Here is a 21,250-nt window from a genome sequence, read left to right as displayed (position 1 = left end):
CCCGCCATGTTCCCGAATCTCACCATCGTCGATCACCCGCTCGTCCAGCACAAGCTGACCCTGATGCGGCAAAAGGAAACCTCCACGGCAGTATTTCGCCAACTGCTGCGAGAGATCAGCCAGTTGCTTGCCTATGAAATCACCCGGGAACTGCCGATGACCACCCGCGCCATCGACACGCCGCTGATGGAAATGGACGCGCCGGTGCTGGCGGGGCGCAAGCTGGCGCTGATCTCGATCCTGCGCGCGGGCAACGGCCTGCTCGACGGTATGTTGGAATTGATCCCCTCGGCCCGTGTCGGCTTTGTCGGGCTCTACCGCGACGAGGCGACGCTTCAGCCGGTCAAATACTACTTCAAGGTGCCGGAGCAACTGGGCGAACGCCTCTCGATCGTGGTCGATCCGATGCTGGCCACTGGCAACTCCTCGGCCGCCGCCGTCACCATGCTCAAAGAGGCCGGCGCACGCGATATCCGTTTTCTCTGCCTTCTCGCCGCCCCCGAAGGGGTCGCACGCATGCATGAGGCGCACCCGGATGTGCCGGTCGTCACCGCCGCGCTGGACAAACAACTGAATGACAAAGGGTATATCCTGCCTGGACTAGGTGATGCGGGTGATCGCATGTTTGGCACTAAATAAGCCAATTACTGTTTACTAAACAGCAAAAATAAGGCAACCTGCCCCGAATTGACCTTGGGGGCAAAATGAGATTTTCACGACTAGTCATGCTGGCCTCTACTGTCGCCCTTCTCGGCGCGGCAGAGGTCGCCGCTCAGAGCATTCGCACCGCCTCTGAACCCGCTGAATTCCCACCTGCCAGCTTTCAGGGCCGACAATATGTCGATAGCGCAGGCTGCGTTTTTGTCCGCGCGGGTGTCGCGGGCAATGTCACATGGGTGCCGCGCGTCACGCGTGGCCGCGATCAACTCTGCGGCTTTCAGCCCAGCCTCGCCCCGCCCGTGCAGGCAAAGGCCCCTGTCGCTCAGCCTGCCCCGGCGCAACCTGTCGTACAGACGGCCACCAAACCCGCGGCTAGCATAGCTGCGGCCCCGGCCCCGACCCCCTTGCCTACGGTTCAGCCTGTCCGCCGCACCGCTCCGGTGCAGACCGCGACCACCAAGACCGCAGCGCCCCGCCCCGCCGCCAGTGTGCCGCTCACCGCTCTGCGGCCAGAGGCGGATCCGCGCCCCAGCAGCGTCAAACAGGCCACCCCCACAGCGCAGAGCCGCGCCATCCGCATCACCCAACCCGATCCTTCCCGGACCGCCTGCGCCAATGCCACCGGCGTCTCGGCCGCCTATATGGTTCAGCACAATGGCTCACCCGTCCGCTGCGGCCCCCAGACAACACCGCATGTGACCTATGCCAATCGCACCCCATCGCGAACGACACGCACCATCGGCGCGGCCCCCCGTTCCGGCACCCGAGCCACAGCAGACGCCGTTCCCGCCTATACCCGTGTGGCCCCGGCCCGCATTTACGCCAGCCAACGCGCCAGCCTTGTCGGCGTCTATGTGCCCGCAGGCATGCAACCCGTATGGGAGGATGACCGGCTTAATCCCTACCGCGCGCATCAGACCTTTGAGGGCCGCGACCAGATGCTGGTGATGTGGACCAACACCGTGCCGCAAACCCTGATCAACCGTCGCACCGGGGCCGATGTGATCCACCAGTTCCCCGGCTTGCAACCGCCCTACACCAGCTTCGAGGCGCAGCGCGCGGCAGGGGTCACCGTCTCGACCCAAGGACGCCGGGTGCCTGAGCCGATGACCGTGCAACAAATGGCCCAACAGCAGCCCCCGGCGCAGGCGACGACAGACCGGGGCACGGTCTCAACCCGCTCTGCTCCGGCGACACAGCCCCAGCCCCAGCCCGCCGCAACCCACCGCTACGCTCAGGTCGGGATATTTGCCGATCCGGCGCAGGCACAGGCCGCAGCGCGCCGCATCGCCAAATCGGGCCTTCCGGCCCGGCGCGGCACTCTCACCCGTGACGGGCGCGACCTGACGCTCGTGCTTGCGGGTCCGTTCGCAACGCAATCGCAACTGACCTCGGGCACCGAGCGGCTGCGCGCAATGGGCTTTGCCAATGTGACCTTGCGCAAATAGCGTATACCCTGTGCGGGCGGGGCTCAGCCGCGCCGCCCGATCCGCCGCGCCATATCCAGCATGCGGCAGGAAAATCCCCATTCATTGTCATACCAGCCGAACACGCGCACGAGGCCGCCCACCGACACCGAGGTTTGCGGCCCCGCGACGATCAGGCTCTCGGGGCGCCCGCGCAGATCGGATGACACCAGCGGTGCCTCTGTCCAGCCCAGCCAGTGATGGCGCACGGCCGCCTCCTGCAGCATTGCGTTGACCTGTGCTGCCGTAACCTCTGTGCGCAACTGCACCACCAAATCAATGCAAGAGACACTGGCCACCGGCACCCGGATGGCCCGCGCTTCGATCCGCCCCGCAAGACCCGGCAGCACCAGCCCGGTCTGATGCTGCGCGCTCGTCGTGGTTGGCACCATCGACAGCGCGGCGGCGCGGCTGCGCTCGGGCGCATCCCGTGGCTTGTCCACCGTGGGCTGACTGCCGGTATAGCAATGCACAGTCGTCATCTGTCCGCTGACAATACCAAACGCCTCATCCAAAAGCCGCGCCAGAGGGGCCAGTGCATTGGTTGTGCACGACGCATTCGAGATGACCCGGTGATCCCCCAGATCGTCCTCATTCGCCCCGATCACCAAGGTCGCATCCGCCTCTGCCGAGGGGCCCGACACCAGCACGGCACGCGCCCCCGCCGCCAGCCCCCGTTCGGCCACCGCCCGTGCGCCCCCCATACCCGTGCACTCCAGCACCAGATCGACCCCCGACAGATCAAGCGTGCTCAGATCGCGCGCCGCATGAAACGGGATCTCCTGCCCATCCACCACCAGCATGCCGGGGCGGGCCTCAACCGCACCGAGCCAAGGCCCGTAAACGCTGTCATACTGAAACAGATAGGCGCAGGTTTCCAACGGCTCGATATCGTTGATACAGACCAGATCGAATGCCATCCCCTCACGCATCAGAATGCGCAGGATGGTGCGGCCGATCCGGCCAAACCCGTTGATGGCAACACGAATACGGTCCTCTGACATGGCGTCCTCCCAGCAGACAGGTCAATAGGGCTGACATTGCTGCGCCGCATCCGGAAACACCAGCCCCGAAACATAATTTGATCAAATTCAGCGCCTGCGATCTGCAATCACCGTTCTGCAAATACGCCGAGGGAGCATCCCGCAGGGGCGCGGGGGCAGCGCCTCTATCTCACAACGCCATATGCCGGTTCACATCCTTGTAGAGCAGATAGCGAAACGGCCCCGGCCCGCCCGCGTAACAGGCCTGCGGACAAAAGGCGCGCAGCCACATGTAATCGCCCGTCTCAACCTCGACCCAATCACGGTTGAGCCGGTAAACCGCCTTGCCCTCCAGCACATAGAGGCCATGCTCCATCACATGCGTTTCCATGAATGGGATCACCCCGCCGGGCTGCAAGGTGACGATGGTGACATGCATATCGTGGCGCAGGTCCGCCGGATCAACAAACCGCGTCGTGGCCCAGACCCCGCCGCAATCGGGCATCGGCGTCGGCGCAACTGCGGCGTCGCTGGTGACAAAGGCCTCGGGCGCGTCAATCCCCTCCACCGCTTCATAGGCCTTGCGAATCCAGTGAAACACCGCCGGGGCATCCCCCCGGCCTTGCAGCTGCCAGACGCAGCCGGCAGGCAAATAGGCATAGCCTCCCGCCACCATCACATGTGCCGCGCCTTCAATCTCAAGCCGAATCTCTCCCTGCGTTACAAACAGCACGCCTTGCGCCTCGGCATCCGGTTCGGGCCGCGTGCTGCCGCCGCCGGGCGCCACCTCCATCACATAATGCGAGAATGTCTCGGCAAAGCCGGTCATCGGCCGCGCAATCACCCAGACCCGCGTCTGGTGCCAATGTGGCAGATAGCTGGTGACAATATCCCGCATGACCCCGCGCGGGATCACCGCATAGGCCTCGGTGAACACCGCCCGATCGCTCAAGAGCTGGCTCTGCGGCGGCAATCCGCCCTCTGGCGTTGCGTATTTGCGCGGTTTGGTCATGTCGGGGGCCTCCTCTGGAGCATCGCGGGACTATCCCGCCATCAAACCCCGCAGCACGCGCCCTGCCAAGGACCATCTGTCAACGGCACGCCCTTTGTGCGCTCAAACGGCCATGTGACCACGGTCTGGCGGGCCGCTCGTCGGATGCACCGGCTCTGCAAGCCGGGCCATGGCCAGCATCAACCCCCGCGCTTCGGCCATGGGCAACACCTCATAGGTCACTCCCCCAGGGCTCAGCGCATACTCCAGCAGATCGCGCGAAGACGGGCAGAGCGCCATCAGACCATGCTCGGCAAACACCACCTGTTCGGTCTCGAAATGCAGCTGAACCGCCTCTGCGTTGGGCCCCGGTGGCGCGCGATTCACACCGGGCATCGCGTCAAGCGCGGCACCGGGCACCAGGGCAAAGGGATCCCCCCAGAGTGTCTCGGCCAGATCGCTCTCTACCATCACCACCTGATGCGGCATGATCCGCAGCGGGGCGCGATTGCCCAGCACCCCGCGCGACAGGTCCAACGGCCAGAAACGCTGCGGACAGGCATCCGTACCCGTCCAAACCGGATGCCGCGTCACCCCAGTAAGCGGCTGCAAACCCGCATCAAAGGTCACAACCAGATCTCCGGCACACAGCGCCTGAACCGCCCGCCAGCCAAGGCTCGTGGCCACCCGCGTCCCACTCAAGAGTCCGCTTTGCACACCGGATGGCTCTGGCGTCTGATCTGCGGCAGTTCTGCGCGTATTTATGACGTTCCAGCCCAGCATCCCGGTCGCGGTTCCCTTTGATTTGCGGCCAAACCATACCTGCACAATAGATTTGACGCTTCGATAGAAGCACTTAGTCAAGGTTAACATGACGCGTTTTTGCTCGAATTCAGGCTGAACTATGGCACCGTTGCGGCGCTGTGGACAACGCAACCCAAGCCGCGTGATTGGCGCAATCGTCAGTCGCAATCTCACGAAACCTTTAGAAATTTTCAGAACCGATAGCCGAATCGCGCGATGTCCTCGGCGGCACAATCCGCCACGATTCGGGCCTCTCGGCGACCATAATAATCGCGGTAACAGCCCCGCTCAGAGGCATTGACGCGCTCCAAATCCAATGTGAATCCCAAATGCGCCCAAAGCGGCGCGGCATCCGCCTCAAACTGCTCCAGACGGATGTAGAGGCGACAATGCTCACGCCCATCCGCCGCCGTCATATAGTGGCGCGCGGGATGCGTACGCAGTGCGATCTGTGTTTTTGGTGCCGCCAAAAAACCGGCAAAATCAGTGTCTTTGGCCAGGCGCACCGCCGAATGATCAAAGGCCTGCCCGCGCAGCCAGTGATAATAGCTCACCATCCGGTCCCAAGGGTTGCGCACCAGCGTAAAGGTAAACGCGGCCTCGATTGCCTCGGGGCTCACAAACCCGTCAATATCGGTCAGCGTGGCATGTTTCCACAGCCGCCCGCGCGCCTGCACCCCCCTGAGCCGTGCGCGCCTGCGCCGGGCCTTGGGTGTGTCCCCAATCAATATATCATCCGCGCGCGCGCGCGCCTCCAGCGCCAGCGCCATCGCGGTGCCGCCTGTCTTGGGGATATGCACAAAGATATAGCCGCGACCGGGCGAAATGATCATGCGCGCATCCTAGCGGCATGGCGGCCGGGGAACAGCCCCTTTCAATGCCACCCTCCGCCCGATCCAAGGGGCAGACGCTTGCAAGCGGGCGCGAAACCCCCATATTCGCCCTGGAAATCAAGAGGTGATCCTATGGGATATCTGCGCACAGGCATTCTGATGGCGGCGATGACCGCGCTCTTTCTGGGCATTGGCGCCCTATTGGGGGGCAGCGGCGGCGCGATAATCGCGTTGGTGATCGCTTTGGCCATGAACGCCATGAGCTGGTGGCATTCAGACCGCATGGTGCTACGCATGCACAACGCGCGCCCGGCCTCCGGGCCTGATGGCGCTGCGCTCACGCAGTTGGTGCATGACATGGCAGATGCCGCAGGGATGCCGCGCCCGGCGATTTACCTCCTCGACTCGGACCAGCCCAATGCCTTTGCCACAGGCCGCAACCCGGCCAATTCTGCCGTTGCGGCCACCACGGGCCTGCTCCGCTCCCTGTCGCGCAAAGAAGTTGCCGCCGTCATGGCGCATGAGCTGGCCCATATCCGCAACCATGACACCACCATCATGACCGTCACCGCCACCTTTGCCGGGGCAATCTCCATGCTGGCCAATTTCGCGATGTTTTTTGGCGGCAACCGCAACAATGGCGCGGGGCTGATTGGCACGCTGGCGCTGATGATCCTCGCGCCCCTCGCGGCGGGTCTGGTGCAGATGGCGATCAGCCGAAGCCGCGAATACGAGGCCGACCGCATCGGCGCCGAGATCTGCGGCAACCCGCTCTGGCTGGCCACAGCGCTCGAGAAAATCTCAGGCCTTGCCGCGCGCATCGACAATGACACCGCCGAGCGTAACCCGGCCACGGCGCATATGTTCATCATCAACCCGCTGCACGCCCATGCCCATGACCGGCTGTTCTCGACCCACCCCAACCCCGCCAATCGCATCCGCGCCCTGCGCGACATGGCCGGCGAGCGCACGTCGCGCGGCCCTTGGGCGTAAGGGGGGTATCGGGTAGATGTGGGGAGCGGACTTTCTCTGCGCTCTGCACCGACATCTCGGATGCGGGACAGAGCGGTCTTTGATCTTCAAAAATCGAATGGCCGCTTCCGCGATTGGGTTTCAGCCTCAGATTTCGTCCGGCAATTGATAACCACGCGCATAGACTTCTCGAATAGATGCAAGAGCCGCCTCCTGGTCGAGATCATTGCCGAAACGATCTGCACGGATTGCGTCGAGCCCCTTAGGTGATTGGCCCTTTGTCATCCAGTTTGCCAGAATCTCAGCTGATCCGCCGCCGGTTCCAATGCCAACATTAAAGCCGGTTGCCAGCCAAAGCCCCTCCATGTTTGGCATCGGTCCAATCAACGGCAAACCATCGGGGGTCATGGCAAAAGGCCCGTTGTTGACCACCTTTATGCCTGCGTCTGCGAACAGCGGCATGCGTTCCATAAGGCGTTCTAAATGCGGCATGAGTGGCTCAAGGTTCGGCGGCAGCAGCTCTTCCTTGAAATTTGGCGGGATACCGTCCAGCGCCCAGAACTCAGGCCTTTTTTCATAGATGCCAATCAGCAAACCGTCCTGTTCTTGCCGTACGTTACACGACACCCAACTATCGCGTATTGACGGAAGTTCTTTGTCCAAAGCCGCGATTTCAGGCAGGCTTTCCGTCACAATCTCATGGTGCTGCGTTGGATAAATCGGCAAGTTCAGACCAAGTGGTGCCAACATCTCGCGGGCCCAGAAAGATGTTGCAACAACAACATGTCGCGCTGTGACTTGCCCGTTCGGCGTTTCCAAAACCCATGAGCGCCCATCCCTTTTGATCGCTCCAATCGGACAATGACGTTCAATGGATGCACCAAGTTGGCGCGCGGCTTGGGCCATTGCGTTTGTGGCACCTGTAGGGTCCACATGACCATCCGTCGGAGTGTGCGCCGCGCCATAAATGGCGCTGACGTCAATGAAAGGATGAAGTGCAGCGACGTCTTCGGGGCTTCGGATATGGAACGGGATTCCAAGTGTGGCGTAACGGGGCGCATAGGCATGGAACAGCTCCAGTTCACGTTCTGTTGCCGCGAGTCTTAAAGAGCCTGTCTGATGAAACCCAACCGATTGACCTGACTCCCGCTCGGCTTGCAAATAGGTGCGAATGGACCCCGCAAACAGAGCTGTCATTTTGCGATATGGTCCGAAATATGTGGTGTTGCCCGCCGCGTGCCACGTCGACCCTGAGGTTAGTTCACGACGTTCAAACAGGACCGTGTCAGTCCACCCCAGTTTCGCAAGCCAGTACAATATCGAGACACCGACAATACCTCCTCCAATGACGGCGACCTGAACGTCTGATTTCATTTCTTTTTTAACCTTTTTCGGTCTGGGCAACTCCAGAGAAACCAATTGATCGGGGTTGCAAATATCGCAAGCGACTTAATTGTGTTGCGACATTCGTGAATATCGCAACATTTGTCAAAGTGGCTCAACGCTGCCTTTCGCTGCATACGGCACGGGTGACCGCTCAGGGCCGTTGGCGCCCCTCACCCCTCCCCCTTCAACACCTCCGGCCAGCGCGCATCCCCTCGGGCGATGAACCCCGGAATATCCGCCTGCCACTTTTCCTGAATGTCATCGTTGTAATTGAGGTAAAGCTTGCCCTCCACAATCGCCCAATTCTTGGGCTGGGTGGAATAAAGCTTGCCCTTCTCCGCCACGGCCCATGCGCAGAACCCGCCATATTGCGGCGCATAGCGGGACGGATCATCGGCAAAGGCGGCGCGGTTCTCGGCGCTTGCGAAATGCCACGTCGCGCCATTCCACTCAAACGCATGCACAGGCAATCCCGCCACGGGCGCGCCTTGGGCGAAATAGGCAACCGGATCGGTGCCCCGGATCGCGACGCCTGCCTCGGTATAGACCGGTGCCGCCGCCAGCTCTTCAAAGCCTGCGCGCCCCCAGATCAGATAGCCCGCGCCAGCGGCCCCAACCAGAGCCGCCCCGGCCAATAGACTGCGCCGTGTGATCATGTATCTCGTCCTTTCCTCTTTTGTCCTTGCGCTCTAACTAGGCGTTGCGCCCCAAAATCCAAATCACGAAACTGCCATAAGGCGCATCCCATTGCCTTTGCCGCCGCAAATCCCCTAAAAGGCGCAGAGCATATTCCCAAGGAGGCCCGCGCCCGATGTCAGACGCCCTGCCCTTCCTGTCCTCTTTCCATACGGTCGAAGAGGGCTGGATCGACTTTAACGGCCACATGAACATGGGCTACTACACGGTTCTATTTGATCGCTGCGCCGATGAGGCGTTTAAAACAATGGGCTTTGGCCCGGACTATCGCGCCACCCGCAACCTGACCACCTTCAGCGCCGAATTCCACATCCGCTATCTGCGCGAGGTGAAACGAGGCGACCGGTTGCGCAGCAGCTTCTACCTGCTGGACCACGACCCCAAGCGGTTTCACTCTTTTCAGGAACTCTATCACAGCGACGGCTGGATTGCCGCCACCGGCGAGGGGCTGACCCTGCATGTGGATATCACCGGCCCACGCGTCGTGCCCATGCCCGGGGATGTGGCGACCCGCGTCGCAGCCATGGCCGCAGCGCATGCCACCCTGCCCCGACCCGACGGCATCGGCAGCCGCATCGGCATTCCCGGGCGGGGTTGACGCCTGCGATGTCCGCCATCCTGCTCATCGAACAGGCCCTCAACGGGCTGCAATTCGGGGTGATGCTGTTCTTGATGGCGGCGGGGCTTACGCTCATTTTCGGCGTTATGGGGCTGATCAATCTGGCGCATGGCTCGCTCTATATGATCGGTGCCTTCGCCGCCGCCTTTGTGGCGGGGCTGACCGGCTCTTTTCTTCTGGCCCTTGCGGCCAGCCTTGCCGCCGCCGCCGTGGCGGGCGTCCTCATTGAACTCCTCGTCATCCGCCGCCTCTATGACCGCGACCACCTCGATCAGGTGCTCGCCACCTTCGCCCTTATCCTGATCCTGTCCGAGGGCACCCGCTGGGTCTTTGGCTCTTTCCCGCTTTATCTCGACACGCCAGACTGGCTCTCGGGCACGCTGCGCCTGCCTTTTGGCATCGACTATTCACGCTACCGCCTCGCCATGATCGGCGCAGGGCTCGTCATTGCCGCCGCACTCTTTGCGATGATCTCGAAAACCCGCCTCGGCATCCGCATCCGCGCGGGCGAAAATGACCGCGAGATGATCGCCGCCCTAGGCGTCAACATCTCTGCGCTCTACACGCTGGTCTTCGCGCTGGGCGCAGCGCTCGCAGGCTTTGCCGGGGCCCTCATTGGTGCTGTGCAATCGGTGCAGGTGGGCATGGGCGAGCCGGTGCTCATTCTCGCCTTTGTCGTCATCGTGATCGGCGGCATCGGCTCGATCAAGGGGGCCTTTATCGGCGCACTTCTGGTGGGGCTGACAGATACGCTGGGCCGCGCCCTTCTCCCCACAGCCTTCGCCACCTTCATGGAGCCGGCGGCGGCCAATTCCGTGGGCGCATCGCTGGCCTCGATGGCGATTTACATCCTCATGGCGGGCGTGCTGATTTTCAGACCGCGCGGCCTCTTTGGCGGTGCCACATGAGCCGCGAACCCCTGCTCAATGCCACCCTGATGGCAGCGCTCCTGCTCTTCCCTCTCTACGCCTGGGCCGCAGACGAACCCTTTCTCATCACCCTCACCACCCGCGCCGTGATCCTCGCCATCGCCGGTGTCGGCCTCAACATCGCCCTCGGCTTCGGCGGGCTTGTGAGCTTTGGCCACGCGCTGTTTTTCGGCCTTGGCGGCTATGCCATGGGCATTCTTGCCTATCACGCCCAGACCTATACCGCGCTCATCGACGGGCCGTTCGTAATCGAGGGCACCAAATCCATGCCGGTGATCTGGCTGGTGGCCACCCTCGTCGCGGGCCTCGCGGCCCTTGGCGTCGGCGCGCTCTCGCTGCGCACGACCGGGGTCTACTTCATCATGATCACCCTCGCCTTTTCGCAGATGTTCTACTACTTCGCGATCTCATGGCCTTCTTATGGTGGCGAGGACGGGCTGTCGATCTATGTCCGCAATGGCTTTCCGGGCCTCAACACCATGGACCCGATCCAGTTCTTCGCGCTCTGTTACGGGCTCTTGGCGCTGATCCTCTTTTTCACCGCGCGGCTGGCCCGCTCGCCCTTTGGCCTGATGCTGGGGGCAGCCCGACAGAATGAGGCGCGCGTCGCGGCAGTGGGGCAACGCCCCTACCGCCTCTATCTCATCGCCTTTACCCTCTCGGGGGCGATCACCGGCCTTGCGGGCGCGCTCTTTGCCGATCTCAACCGCTTTGTCAGCCCGGTGATGTTCTCTTGGCAAACCTCGGGCGAGATCATGGTGTTTGTGATCCTGGGCGGGGTTGGCCGCGTTTTTGGCCCCGTGGCGGGGGCCGCGCTCTTTATCCTGCTCGAACATACCTTGGGCGGGCTCAGCGACTATTGGCACATCTATTTGGGCGCAATCCTATTGGGCACCGTGCTGTTTGCGCGCGGCGGGCTTTACGGGATGCTCGCCGGTCGGGGGCAGCCGCATGACTGATCCCATTCTCGAAATTCACGGCCTGACCAAAAGCTTTGGCGCGCTCACCGCCAGCCGCGACATCACGCTCGATCTCAGACCGGGCGAAATCCACGCCCTGATCGGCCCCAATGGCGCGGGCAAATCGACCCTGATCGCCCAGATCGCAGGCGCGCTGCGCCCCGACGCAGGCCGCATCCTCTTTGACGGGCAGGACGTGACCGGCCTTGATACAGCGGCGCGCGCGCGGCTGGGCATGGCGCGCACCTTTCAGATTTCGGCCCTGCCGATGGACTATACCGTGCTGCAAAACGCCATTCTGGGGGCGCTTGGCCAGCGCGGCGATGTGGTCCGCTTCTTTCGCCCGGTCATGCGCGACTCCGACCTGATAGCGCGCGCCGAATCCGCGCTTGGCACCGTCGGTCTGCTTGACGCACGCCATACCCGCTGTGCAGAGCTGTCCCATGGCCAACGCCGCCAGCTCGAAGTGGCCATCGCCCTCACCCTGCGCCCACGCCTGTTTCTGATGGACGAGCCAATGGCGGGGCTTGGGGCAGACGGCACCCGCGCGCTGACCAGCCTCTTGGACGGCCTGCGCGCCGAGGCCCCGATCCTGCTGGTCGAACATGACATGGACGCGGTCTTTGCCCTTGCCGACCGGATCAGCGTGCTGGTTTATGGCCAGATCATTGCCACCGGCACCGTGGATGAAATCCGCCGCGATCCCGAGGTGCGCAGCGCCTATCTTGGCGATGACATGGACGAGGCCGCGCAATGACATTGCTCTCGCTCGAAAATATCACGGCATCCTATGGCGCAAGCCAAGCACTCTTTGACGTCACCCTCAACATCCGCGAAGGCGAGGTCGTAGCGCTCATGGGGCGCAACGGCATGGGTAAATCCACCACCGTCAAGGTGATCTGCCGCCTCCTGCGCCACGGCAGCGGCGCGGCAACCTTTGCCGGGCGTGACCTCTCAGGCCTGCCCGCCCATCGCGCGGCGCGGGCTGGGATTGGCCTTGTGCCCGAAGGGCGGCGCTGCTTTGCCAGCCTGACCGTGCGCGAGAACCTGATTGCCGCTGCCCGCACCGGCGCGTGGGACATGGCCGCCGTCACCCGGCTCTTTCCGCGTCTGGCAGAGCGTCAGGATCAGATCGCCGCCTCTCTCTCGGGCGGCGAGCAACAGATGCTGGCCATCAGCCGCGCCTTGATGACAAATCCCCGCCTCCTGATCCTCGACGAAGCAACCGAAGGCTTGGCCCCGGTGGTGCGTCAAGAAATCTGGGCCGCCCTCGCCCGGCTGAAATCCGAAACCGGCATGGCGCTTCTCGTCATCGACAAATCCATTCGCGAACTCTCGCGCGTGGCCGACAGCGCCGTGATCGTTGAAAAGGGGCGCACCGTCTGGACTGGCGGATTTGCAGCGCTCACACCAGCAATCACCGACCGCTATCTCGGGGTCTGAACTCCCCTGCGAAACCTCGTTCACAGCCTGCGCACATAAAAATGACCGACAGGCCGCAGCCCCTTACGCCCGGCCTTGCTTCGGTAAAAGTCATGTGATTTCCGCCCTGTGCCAAGGCGCGTACACAAACTGCGTACAACAGGTACACTTTGTACCATTCTCAAGGGCCAAGAAACGCTCGACGCGGGCACCGGGGCTGGTCTAGTCTCACCTCAGGCACAGGCAAGGGACCGTGACCTGTTTCAGGGGAACAGGATATATGTTTGCTTTGATTTTCAAGCGGTTGACGCTTGGACTGGTCACAGTTTGGCTGGTCTCGGTAATCATATTCCTCGGCGTCGAGGCGCTACCCGGCGATGCCTGCACAGCCATCCTCGAACGCGACGCCCATGGCGAAGCCCTGCAAAAATGTCGTGAAATCATGGGGTTAAACGAACCCGCCTTTAGCCGCTACCTGTCTTGGGCAGGCGCATCCCTGCACGGCGACTTCGGTCTGTCAGCAAATGGTCAAGAAAGCATCACCGAACTGGTCGGCTACCGTGTCCGCAACTCATTCCTGTTGGCGGCAGGGGCGCTAAGTGTCGGAATTCCCTTGTCAATTTTCCTTGGCACGGTCGCAGGATTGCGCCGTGACACTTGGGTCGACATCCTCTTTTCGACCGGCGCGATCCTTGCCATGACCATCCCAGAATTCGTCGCCGCCACGATTTTGATTTTGATCTTTGCCATCTGGCTAGGCTGGGTGCCGGCCATCGTTCTGACCCCGGCAGATGCGCAACCCCTTGAATTCTTTCCAGAATTCATACTCGCGGCAGTGGTCCTCACGATGCTTATGGTCGCTCACATCATGCGCATGGTGCGCTCGTCGGTGATTGACGCCATGGCCAGCGATTATGTCCAAATGGCCACGCTCAAGGGCGTCCCCTACTGGCAAATCGTCTTCCGCCACGCCCTGCCCAACGCCCTTTTGCCCGCCATCAACATCATCGCCCTGACCGTCGCATGGCTCTTGGGCGGGGTGGTCGTGGTTGAAGTTGTCTTTAATTATCCGGGGCTTGGCCGCTTACTGGTCGATTCCATTTCAGGCCGGGATTTGCCCGTGGTGCAGGCAATCACGATGATCGTGGCCGCAACTTATGTCGCCATCAACCTCCTCGCCGATATCCTCAGCCTCGCTCTGAATCCGCGTCTGCGCAGCAACCGCATGAGGCAACGATGATCCGCCTCGCCGCCACACTGCGCGATATGGCGTCGCGCCCTTCTGGGGCGATCGGGTTGACACTCGTCATCTGCCATCTTCTGCTGGCATTCATCAGCCCTTGGATAGTTCCCTTTGATTACAAAGAGATGGATGCGGTCCAAACCTTGATCGGACCTTCGTCCCAGCATTGGCTCGGCACCGATCATCTGGGCCGCGACGTCCTGACCCGTGTCCTCTTGGGCGGACGAGAGGCCCTGTTGGTCACCGGCATCGCCACCCCCATCGCCATGATCTGGGGCGGTCTCTTGGGGGTTTATCTCGGTCTGCGCGGTGGCTGGGCGGATGAGATCAGCCTGCGCCTTGTCGATGCGTTCCTCGCCCTGCCGGGCATCCTTCCGTTGCTGGTACTGATCACCGTTTTCGGCAGCGGTGGCGAGGTGTTGATGCCGACATTGGCCTTTTTCTTTGGGATTCCCGTGATCCGCGTCGCCCGTGCCGCCACACATGAGGTGGTTGCGCGCGACTTCATTTCTGCGGCCCGCGCCCGTGGCCACAGTGCCCTGTCAATCGTCCGTCGCGAACTCCTGCCCAACGTGACTGACGCGCTGCTGGTCGAGGGCGCGATGCGCTGGTCCTGGATGCTCTTGGGCTTTTCCGCCTTGTCCTTTCTGGGCTTTGGTGTGGCCCCCCCCCGCCCGGACTGGGGGCTGATGGTCTCGGATGCGCGGGTCTATATGTCGTTGGCCCCTTGGGGCGTCATCGCACCGGTTGTGGCCCTTTCCAGTCTGATCATCGGCATCAATCTCACGGCGGATGCGTTGGCCAAGACGCTTGGGCTCGACCAGAGCCGCAAGGCGGTGGTGTAACATGGCGCGCGCCCCCCTCATCGACATCCGCAAACTTTGCGTCGGGTTCCGCGGTCGCTCCGGGGCAATCCTGCCCGTCCTGCATGAGGTCGACCTGACTGTCTGTCGGGGAGAAAGCCTTGGAATTGTTGGGGAAAGCGGGTCGGGCAAGAGCACTCTTGCCTTGGCAGCAATGGGTTATCTCAAGCACGGGCTGCAAAAGCTCTCGGGCGAGGTAATCTATGACGGGTCCGACATGTTCGCCCGCACGCCACGCGAACTCTCCAAGATCCGGGGCGGACAATTGGGCCTTATTCCGCAAAACTCAGGCCAAGCATTAACCCCGACCCTGCGCATCGGACGACAGATCCAAGAGGCGCTCCACCTGCACTGTTCGCTCCCACAGGGCGCACATGCTGCCCGCGCGATTGACCTGCTGGCCCAAGTCCGCCTGCCTGACCCAAAAGCTATCCTGCGTCGCTATCCACACGAGTTGTCAGGTGGGCAGCAACAGCGCGTCGCTATCGCTATGGCCCTCGCGGGCGAACCGGATGCGCTTTTGCTGGATGAACCAACCACCGGACTGGATGTCACCACACAGGCGCATATCCTTGAATTGCTTCGTGATTTGGCGACTGAGCGGAACATGGCTATGGTCTATGTGAGCCATGATCTTGGCGTCATCGCCCGGGTCTGCGACCGGGTACAGGTGCTCTACGCGGGCGAAACCGTGCTATCAGGCCCGACGCGCGAGGTCTTAAAACGCCCCGCCCACCCCTATGCGCGGGGCCTTTTAGCCTCGATTCCTCGATTGGGGGACCAAACCCTGCCTCGCGCGCTGGAAGGGCGTCCACCGGGACCAGATAGCAGCCGGCAGGGCTGCGCCTTTGCACCGCGATGCGGGATGGCAACTGAAGAGTGCAAAACCAGCCATCCAATGATGGTCACCGGAGAGGCGGGGCAACTGACCCGATGCCACTATCCCGCGCAAGTGTCCGCGATGAGCATGGGCGGCATAGGCTCACCCCTCAAATGCTGCAGTTCGAACAGCCCGCTGGCGCTCGGTCTCGACGATGTGACAATCCGCTATGACCATCCCGGCCCTTTTGCCCAGATCCGGCGGCCCTCCCGCCCACCGGCGACGGTGGACAGCATAACCCTGCACCTGACGCGCGGCGAAACCTTAGGGTTGGTGGGGGAATCTGGCAGCGGAAAATCCACCATCCTTAAAGCAATTGCAGGGCTTTTACCCCCTGCCAGCGGGCGTATCACTATGGGGGACGGCACTGTGCTCAGCGCAGCGGTCGAACAGCGCCGCCCGGATCAACTGCGGCGCATCCAGATGATCTTTCAAAACCCTGACGATAGCCTCAATCCCCGCCAGTCGGTTGGCGAAATTCTCGCACAGCCACTGCGGCTCTACTTCGGCCTCACGGACAAGGCCTTGCGAGACCGCACCGTCGAGTTGCTCGACACCGTGCGCCTCGGAGCCCATTATCTAGATCGCCGACCGGGACAACTCTCGGGCGGTGAGAAGCAGCGCGTGGCGGTGGCCCGGGCCTTTGCCGCCGAACCCGAGATCGTGCTTTGCGACGAAATCACCTCAGCGCTTGATGTCTCCGTGCAGGCGGCTGTCCTTGAACTGCTCAACGATCTCAAGGGGTTGCACAGCACCGCCTTTATCTTTGTTAGCCATGATCTGACAGTGGTGCGTGCGCTTTCGGATCGGGTGGCAGTGCTGTATCAGGGGCGTCTTTGCGAAATTGGACCAGCAGCGGCCGTTTATGCGCAGCCGTCCCACCCCTATACCACGGCACTTTTGGGTGCAGTGCTAGAGCCCGACACCGACCATGCGCCCCTTCTCTTGGCTGAGGACGTGACAGAGTTGTCACCGCCTGCGCGGGGCTGTCCGTTCCAACGCCGCTGCCCGGTCAAACGCGGCGAGATCTGCGAGACCAACACGCCCCCCGCGCAAGAGGCCGGACGCGGCCACATGATCCGCTGTCATCTTCCCCTCTCCGAATTGCACGCCCCACAAGATCGATAAAGCCGAAATCTTGAAAAGATTTCGATCCGCTTTCATTAGATGAAAGCGGACCACGGCACGAAAAAGCCCGACCAAATGGCCGGGCTCTTCCTAGTCTGTCCTGCGATCTTTACTGATCGCGGCTCTCGGGGGTCTCGACGAAATTGTCGAACTCGTCACCACCGATCACATCGTTATCGATCACCGGGGCAGCCAAGGCAGCGGCGGCAGCCGCCTCTTCCTGACGTGCCTCGATCACGATATTGTCGCGCGCCTGCGCGATACGACGCATATCCTGCGTCGCACCACCCGTCCCAGCGGGGATCAGACGGCCCACGATAACATTCTCCTTGAGACCAACCAGCTTATCGCGCTTGCCCTGAACCGAGGCTTCGGTGAGCACGCGGGTGGTTTCTTGGAACGATGCCGCCGAAATGAAGGATCGGGTCTGAAGCGATGCCTTGGTGATGCCCAGAAGGATCGGCTCGCCCGTGGCGGGACGTCCCCCCTTGGCCTCAGCCTTGGCGTTGGCTTCATCGAACTCGATCTTGTCGACATGCTCGCCCTTGAGCAGCGTCGTGTCGCCAGAGTCTTGGATCTCCCACTTCTGGAGCATCTGACGCACGATAACCTCGATGTGCTTGTCGTTAATCTTCACGCCTTGCAGACGGTAGACCTCCTGCACCTCGTCGATCATGTAGTTTGCCAACGCCTCGACGCCCATGATGGCGAGAATGTCATGCGGCGCCGGGTTGCCGTCCATGATGTAATCGCCCTTCTGGACATAGTCACCTTCCTGTACCGGAATATGCTTGCCCTTGGGAACCATATACTCGACCGGCTCAAGGCTGTCGTCGGTGGGTTCGATGGAAATGCGACGCTTGTTCTTGTAGTCGCGCCCATAGCGAACATAGCCGTCGATTTCCGCGATGATGGCGTGATCCTTGGGACGACGTGCCTCAAAGAGTTCGGCCACACGCGGCAGACCGCCGGTGATGTCCTTGGTTTTGCCCCCCTCACGCGGGATGCGCGCGATCACGTCACCGGCCTGAACCGGTTGACCTTCTTCAATCGACAGGATGGCATCCACGGACATCGGATAGATAACCGGGTTGCCTGCATCATTGCGCATCGGCTCGCCGTCCTCACCAACGATGAACACTTCAGGCTTGAGCTCGTTGCCGCGCGGAGCCGCGCGCCAGTCAGTCACAATCTTCTGTGTCATGCCAGTGGCTTCATCGGTCACGTCCCGCACCGACACACCCGAGGTCAGGTCCACGAATTTCGCATTACCGGATTTCTCGGCCAGAATCGGCAGGGTGTAGGGATCCCACTCAAAGAGTTTTTGCCCACGCGTGACTTTGGTGCCTTCTTTGACAAACAGCTTGGTGCCATAGCCGACCTTGTGACTGGCCAGTTCAACCCCTTTGTCACCGATGATCCGGAGCTTCATGTTCCGGCCCATAACGAGGGTCTCGCCGTTGGAGTTTTCCAGGGTCTGCGGCTGATCATAGGTGATCGTACCCTCCTGGCTCGCTTCAAGGAACGACTGCTGACCGCCCTGTGCCACGCCGCCGATGTGGAAGGTCCGCATCGTCAGCTGGGTACCCGGCTCACCAATCGATTGCGCCGCGATGATACCGACAGCTTCACCGATGTTGACCATGGTGCCACGGGCCAGATCGCGCCCATAACACATGGCACAGACGCCGTCTTCAGCCTCGCACGTCAGCGGCGACCGCAGGCGCACAGTCTGCACAGCAGCTTCTTCCAGCGAATCCGCCATCCGCTCGTCGATGAGTTGCCCCTTGGCGATCAGCACCGCATCGCTGATCGGATCGACAATATCCTCGGCAGCAACACGGCCAAGGCAACGCTCTGCCAGCGATGCCACGACTTCGCCGTCGTTAACGGCTGCTTCGACCGTAACCGCACGCTCAGTGCCGCAATCATGCTCGCGCACGATGCAGTCCTGCGCCACGTCCACCAGACGTCGGGTCAGATAACCCGAGTTGGCGGTCTTCAGAGCAGTATCCGACAGACCCTTACGGGCGCCGTGAGTCGAGTTGAAGTATTCAAGAACGGTCAGACCTTCCTTGAAGTTCGAGATGATCGGCGTCTCAATGATGTCGCCGTTCGGTTTCGCCATCAGGCCGCGCATGCCGCCCAACTGCTTCATCTGCGTGACCGAGCCTCGCGCGCCCGAGTGCGCCATCATGTAGACGCTGTTGGGCTCGCGTACCGCGCCATTCTCATCGCGCAGTTCCGCCGAGATGGTGGACATCATCGCTTCGGTGACTTGATCGTTACACTTTGACCAGGCATCGACGACCTTGTTGTATTTCTCACCTTGGGTGATCAAGCCGTCCATGTACTGCTGTTCAAAGCCTTTGACCTGGCTGCGGGTTTCTTCAACGATACCCCATTTGCTGTCAGGAATGACCATGTCATCCTTGCCAAACGAAATCCCGGCCTTGAACGCCTCACGGAAGCCGAGGGTCATAATCTGATCGCAGAAAATGACGCTCTCTTTTTGGCCGCAATAGCGATAAACGGTATCGATGACCTGCTGCACCTCTTTCTTGCGCAGCAGGCGGTTCACGAGACTGAACGGAGCCTTGGCATTCTGCGGCAGCAGCGCGCCCAGACGAGCCCGACCCGGAGTCGTCACAACGCGCACCATGACCTCGTTGCCATGCTCGTCAATCTGCGGCACCCGGACGGTGATCTTGGCGTGCAAATGCACTTCACCCGCATCCAAGGCATGCTGAACTTCGCCCAAGGAGGAGAACACCATGTCTTCACCCTTCATCCCGTCGCGCTGCAGCGTAACGTAATAGAGGCCGAGGATCATATCCTGAGACGGAACGATAATGGGCGCACCATTGGCAGGCGAAAGCACGTTGTTGGTAGACATCATCAACACGCGCGCTTCCAACTGGGCCTCAAGGCTCAGCGGGACGTGCACGGCCATCTGGTCACCGTCAAAGTCAGCGTTAAAGGCGGAACAGACCAGCGGGTGAAGCTGAATTGCCTTGCCTTCGATCAGGACCGGTTCGAACGCCTGAATACCCAAGCGGTGAAGTGTCGGTGCACGGTTGAGCATCACGGGATGCTCGCGGATCACCTCGTCCAGAATATCCCAAACCTCGGGACGTTCTTTTTCAACCAGCTTCTTGGCCTGTTTTACCGTGCTCGACAGCCCCTTGGCCTCAAGCCGCGAGTAGATAAACGGCTTAAAGAGTTCGAGCGCCATCTTCTTGGGCAGGCCGCACTGATGCAGTTTCAGTTCCGGACCGGTCACAATCACCGAACGGCCCGAGAAGTCGACGCGCTTACCCAAAAGGTTTTGACGGAAGCGGCCCTGCTTGCCCTTAAGCATGTCAGACAGCGACTTCAGCGGGCGCTTGTTGGCCCCGGTGATGACGCGCCCACGACGACCGTTGTCAAAGAGGGCGTCGACCGATTCCTGCAACATCCGCTTTTCGTTACGCACGATGATATCGGGTGCGCGCAGTTCAATCAGACGCTTGAGGCGGTTGTTGCGGTTGATCACCCGGCGATAAAGGTCGTTGAGGTCAGAGGTGGCAAAACGGCCCCCATCCAGCGGCACCAGCGGGCGCAGCTCTGGCGGGATAACCGGAATTACCGTCATCACCATCCATTCCGGGCGATTGCCGGATTCGATAAAGGATTCAACCACCTTGAGGCGCTTAATGATCTTCTTGGGCTTCAGTTCGCCAGTGGCTTCCTTGAGATCGGCGCGCAATTGCTCTGCCTCGTTCTCAAGGTCAATATTCTGGAGCATCTCGCGGATCGCCTCGGCGCCGATATTGGCGGTAAAGGCATCCATGCCATACGCATCCTGCGCATCCATGAACTCTTCTTCGGTCAGCATCTGGCCATAGGTCAGATCGGTCAGACCGGGCTCGATCACCACATAGTTCTCGAAATAGAGCACCCGCTCCAGATCGCGCAGCGTCATGTCCAGCATGAGGCCGATGCGCGACGGCAGCGATTTCAGGAACCAGATATGGGCACAAGGTGCCGCCAGTTCGATATGGCCCATACGCTCGCGCCGGACCTTTTGCAGCGTAACTTCCACACCGCATTTCTCGCAGACAACGCCGCGATATTTCATGCGCTTGTATTTGCCGCAGAGGCATTCGTAATCCTTGATCGGGCCAAAGATACGCGCACAGAAGAGACCGTCACGCTCGGGCTTGAAGGTCCGATAGTTGATGGTTTCCGGCTTCTTGATCTCGCCATAGGACCAGCTGAGGATACGCTCCGGGCTGGCAAGGCTGACCTTGATTTCGTCGAACACCTTGGCAGGGGCCACCGGGTTAAACGGGTTGTTTGTCAGTTCCTGGTTCATTTTCAAATCCTTAGAGGCTGGCAGTGGAAAGAGGTGAAACGCCGTTTTCTTGAAAAGAA

Annotated in this window: 18 protein-coding genes; 11 read left to right on the top strand and 7 right to left on the bottom strand. The window is 61.4% G+C overall.

Annotated elements, in window-relative coordinates; genetic code table 11:
- Window positions 1-6: 6 nt before the first annotated feature.
- Both upp and ACN0SW_RS16075 read left to right on the top strand, forming a co-directional pair.
- Window positions 7-639 carry a uracil phosphoribosyltransferase gene (gene upp / locus ACN0SW_RS16080; RefSeq protein WP_417728944.1) on the top strand — a complete coding sequence of 211 codons (633 nt, stop codon included), beginning with the start codon at window positions 7-9 and terminating at the stop codon, window positions 637-639.
- A 65-nt stretch (window positions 640-704) separates the two neighbouring features.
- Window positions 705-2,108 carry an SPOR domain-containing protein gene (locus ACN0SW_RS16075; protein WP_417728943.1) on the top strand — a complete coding sequence of 468 codons (1,404 nt, stop codon included), beginning with the start codon at window positions 705-707 and terminating at the stop codon, window positions 2,106-2,108.
- Between the two features lie 23 nt (window positions 2,109-2,131).
- On the opposite strand, the gene ACN0SW_RS16070 is transcribed toward ACN0SW_RS16075, so the two are convergent.
- The 4 genes from ACN0SW_RS16070 to ACN0SW_RS16055 all read right to left on the bottom strand — a co-directional run bounded on the left by ACN0SW_RS16070 (window position 2,132) and on the right by ACN0SW_RS16055 (window position 5,737).
- Complete coding sequence (locus ACN0SW_RS16070; RefSeq protein ID WP_417728942.1) at window positions 2,132-3,130, bottom strand: type I glyceraldehyde-3-phosphate dehydrogenase; 999 nt, start codon at window positions 3,128-3,130, stop codon at window positions 2,132-2,134.
- Between the two features lie 169 nt (window positions 3,131-3,299).
- Window positions 3,300-4,121, bottom strand: coding sequence for a bifunctional allantoicase/(S)-ureidoglycine aminohydrolase (locus ACN0SW_RS16065; RefSeq protein ID WP_417728941.1), 822 nt, complete (start codon window positions 4,119-4,121; stop codon window positions 3,300-3,302).
- Between the two features lie 102 nt (window positions 4,122-4,223).
- Window positions 4,224-4,973, bottom strand: a complete 750-nt coding sequence (locus tag ACN0SW_RS16060; RefSeq protein WP_417728940.1) for a Hint domain-containing protein — start codon at window positions 4,971-4,973, stop codon at window positions 4,224-4,226.
- Window positions 4,974-5,095: 122 nt separating this feature from the next.
- Window positions 5,096-5,737, bottom strand: a complete 642-nt coding sequence (locus ACN0SW_RS16055) for a sulfotransferase family 2 domain-containing protein (protein ID WP_417728939.1) — start codon at window positions 5,735-5,737, stop codon at window positions 5,096-5,098.
- A gap of 132 nt (window positions 5,738-5,869) precedes the next feature.
- Between ACN0SW_RS16055 and htpX the strand changes: the two genes are divergently transcribed.
- Window positions 5,870-6,730, top strand: a complete 861-nt coding sequence (htpX, locus tag ACN0SW_RS16050) for a zinc metalloprotease HtpX (protein ID WP_417728938.1) — start codon at window positions 5,870-5,872, stop codon at window positions 6,728-6,730.
- Window positions 6,731-6,856: 126 nt separating this feature from the next.
- On the opposite strand, the gene ACN0SW_RS16045 is transcribed toward htpX, so the two are convergent.
- Entirely contained in the window at window positions 6,857-8,083 is a 1,227-nt protein-coding gene (locus ACN0SW_RS16045) for an NAD(P)/FAD-dependent oxidoreductase (protein ID WP_417728937.1), read from the bottom strand.
- Window positions 8,084-8,265: 182 nt separating this feature from the next.
- The gene (locus ACN0SW_RS16040; protein ID WP_417728936.1) at window positions 8,266-8,751 is read right to left on the bottom strand and encodes a YHS domain-containing (seleno)protein; all 486 of its coding nucleotides are present in this window, start codon (window positions 8,749-8,751) and stop codon (window positions 8,266-8,268) included.
- Between the two features lie 155 nt (window positions 8,752-8,906).
- On the opposite strand from ACN0SW_RS16040, the gene ACN0SW_RS16035 reads away from it, so the two are divergent.
- The 8 genes from ACN0SW_RS16035 (at window position 8,907) to ACN0SW_RS16000 (ending at window position 16,834) form a co-directional block, all read left to right on the top strand.
- Window positions 8,907-9,389 carry a thioesterase family protein gene (locus tag ACN0SW_RS16035; protein WP_417728935.1) on the top strand — a complete coding sequence of 161 codons (483 nt, stop codon included), beginning with the start codon at window positions 8,907-8,909 and terminating at the stop codon, window positions 9,387-9,389.
- An 8-nt stretch (window positions 9,390-9,397) separates the two neighbouring features.
- A complete protein-coding gene (locus ACN0SW_RS16030) occupies window positions 9,398-10,318 on the top strand; it encodes a branched-chain amino acid ABC transporter permease (protein ID WP_417728934.1) in 921 nt (306 codons plus the stop codon).
- Complete coding sequence (locus ACN0SW_RS16025; protein WP_417728933.1) at window positions 10,315-11,298, top strand: branched-chain amino acid ABC transporter permease; 984 nt, start codon at window positions 10,315-10,317, stop codon at window positions 11,296-11,298. Before ACN0SW_RS16030 ends, ACN0SW_RS16025 begins: the two co-directional genes overlap by 4 nt.
- Window positions 11,291-12,055, top strand: coding sequence for an ABC transporter ATP-binding protein (locus ACN0SW_RS16020; RefSeq protein ID WP_417728932.1), 765 nt, complete (start codon window positions 11,291-11,293; stop codon window positions 12,053-12,055). Before ACN0SW_RS16025 ends, ACN0SW_RS16020 begins: the two co-directional genes overlap by 8 nt.
- Complete coding sequence (locus tag ACN0SW_RS16015) at window positions 12,052-12,741, top strand: ABC transporter ATP-binding protein (protein WP_417728931.1); 690 nt, start codon at window positions 12,052-12,054, stop codon at window positions 12,739-12,741. The genes ACN0SW_RS16020 and ACN0SW_RS16015 overlap by 4 nt, the downstream gene beginning before the upstream one ends.
- Before the next feature lie 259 nt (window positions 12,742-13,000).
- The gene (locus tag ACN0SW_RS16010) at window positions 13,001-13,960 is read left to right on the top strand and encodes an ABC transporter permease (protein ID WP_417728930.1); all 960 of its coding nucleotides are present in this window, start codon (window positions 13,001-13,003) and stop codon (window positions 13,958-13,960) included.
- Window positions 13,957-14,808 (top strand): ABC transporter permease, encoded by an 852-nt coding sequence (locus tag ACN0SW_RS16005; RefSeq protein ID WP_417728929.1) that lies wholly within the window; start codon window positions 13,957-13,959, stop codon window positions 14,806-14,808. Before ACN0SW_RS16010 ends, ACN0SW_RS16005 begins: the two co-directional genes overlap by 4 nt.
- A 1-nt stretch (window position 14,809) precedes the next feature.
- Window positions 14,810-16,834: a dipeptide ABC transporter ATP-binding protein gene (locus ACN0SW_RS16000; protein ID WP_417728928.1), complete on the top strand. Its 2,025-nt coding sequence runs from the start codon at window positions 14,810-14,812 to the stop codon at window positions 16,832-16,834.
- A 109-nt stretch (window positions 16,835-16,943) separates the two neighbouring features.
- Here the strand turns inward: ACN0SW_RS16000 and rpoC are convergent, their stop codons facing one another.
- Entirely contained in the window at window positions 16,944-21,191 is a 4,248-nt protein-coding gene (rpoC, locus tag ACN0SW_RS15995; RefSeq protein ID WP_417728927.1) for a DNA-directed RNA polymerase subunit beta', read from the bottom strand.
- Between the last annotated feature and the right edge of the window lie 59 nt (window positions 21,192-21,250).

It is taken from the genome of Roseovarius sp. (assembly GCF_048262375.1).
Classification (GTDB): Bacteria; Pseudomonadota; Alphaproteobacteria; order Rhodobacterales; family Rhodobacteraceae; genus Roseovarius.
This window is presented reverse-complemented; position numbering and strand designations above follow the sequence as displayed.

Bases quoted from the DNA above. Each gene is read 5' to 3' on its own strand.
- upp (WP_417728944.1), top strand. From the start codon at position 7: ATGTTCCCGAATCTCACCATCGTCGATCACCCGCTCGTCCAGCACAAG.
- ACN0SW_RS16075 (WP_417728943.1), top strand. From the start codon at position 705: ATGAGATTTTCACGACTAGTCATGCTGGCCTCTACTGTCGCCCTTCTC.
- ACN0SW_RS16070 (WP_417728942.1), bottom strand. From the start codon at position 3,130: ATGTCAGAGGACCGTATTCGTGTTGCCATCAACGGGTTTGGCCGGATC.
- ACN0SW_RS16065 (WP_417728941.1), bottom strand. From the start codon at position 4,121: ATGACCAAACCGCGCAAATACGCAACGCCAGAGGGCGGATTGCCGCCG.
- ACN0SW_RS16060 (WP_417728940.1), bottom strand. From the start codon at position 4,973: ATGTTAACCTTGACTAAGTGCTTCTATCGAAGCGTCAAATCTATTGTG.
- ACN0SW_RS16055 (WP_417728939.1), bottom strand. From the start codon at position 5,737: ATGATCATTTCGCCCGGTCGCGGCTATATCTTTGTGCATATCCCCAAG.
- htpX (WP_417728938.1), top strand. From the start codon at position 5,870: ATGGGATATCTGCGCACAGGCATTCTGATGGCGGCGATGACCGCGCTC.
- ACN0SW_RS16045 (WP_417728937.1), bottom strand. From the start codon at position 8,083: ATGAAATCAGACGTTCAGGTCGCCGTCATTGGAGGAGGTATTGTCGGT.
- ACN0SW_RS16040 (WP_417728936.1), bottom strand. From the start codon at position 8,751: ATGATCACACGGCGCAGTCTATTGGCCGGGGCGGCTCTGGTTGGGGCC.
- ACN0SW_RS16035 (WP_417728935.1), top strand. From the start codon at position 8,907: ATGTCAGACGCCCTGCCCTTCCTGTCCTCTTTCCATACGGTCGAAGAG.
- ACN0SW_RS16030 (WP_417728934.1), top strand. From the start codon at position 9,398: ATGTCCGCCATCCTGCTCATCGAACAGGCCCTCAACGGGCTGCAATTC.
- ACN0SW_RS16025 (WP_417728933.1), top strand. From the start codon at position 10,315: ATGAGCCGCGAACCCCTGCTCAATGCCACCCTGATGGCAGCGCTCCTG.
- ACN0SW_RS16020 (WP_417728932.1), top strand. From the start codon at position 11,291: ATGACTGATCCCATTCTCGAAATTCACGGCCTGACCAAAAGCTTTGGC.
- ACN0SW_RS16015 (WP_417728931.1), top strand. From the start codon at position 12,052: ATGACATTGCTCTCGCTCGAAAATATCACGGCATCCTATGGCGCAAGC.
- ACN0SW_RS16010 (WP_417728930.1), top strand. From the start codon at position 13,001: ATGTTTGCTTTGATTTTCAAGCGGTTGACGCTTGGACTGGTCACAGTT.
- ACN0SW_RS16005 (WP_417728929.1), top strand. From the start codon at position 13,957: ATGATCCGCCTCGCCGCCACACTGCGCGATATGGCGTCGCGCCCTTCT.
- ACN0SW_RS16000 (WP_417728928.1), top strand. From the start codon at position 14,810: ATGGCGCGCGCCCCCCTCATCGACATCCGCAAACTTTGCGTCGGGTTC.
- rpoC (WP_417728927.1), bottom strand. From the start codon at position 21,191: ATGAACCAGGAACTGACAAACAACCCGTTTAACCCGGTGGCCCCTGCC.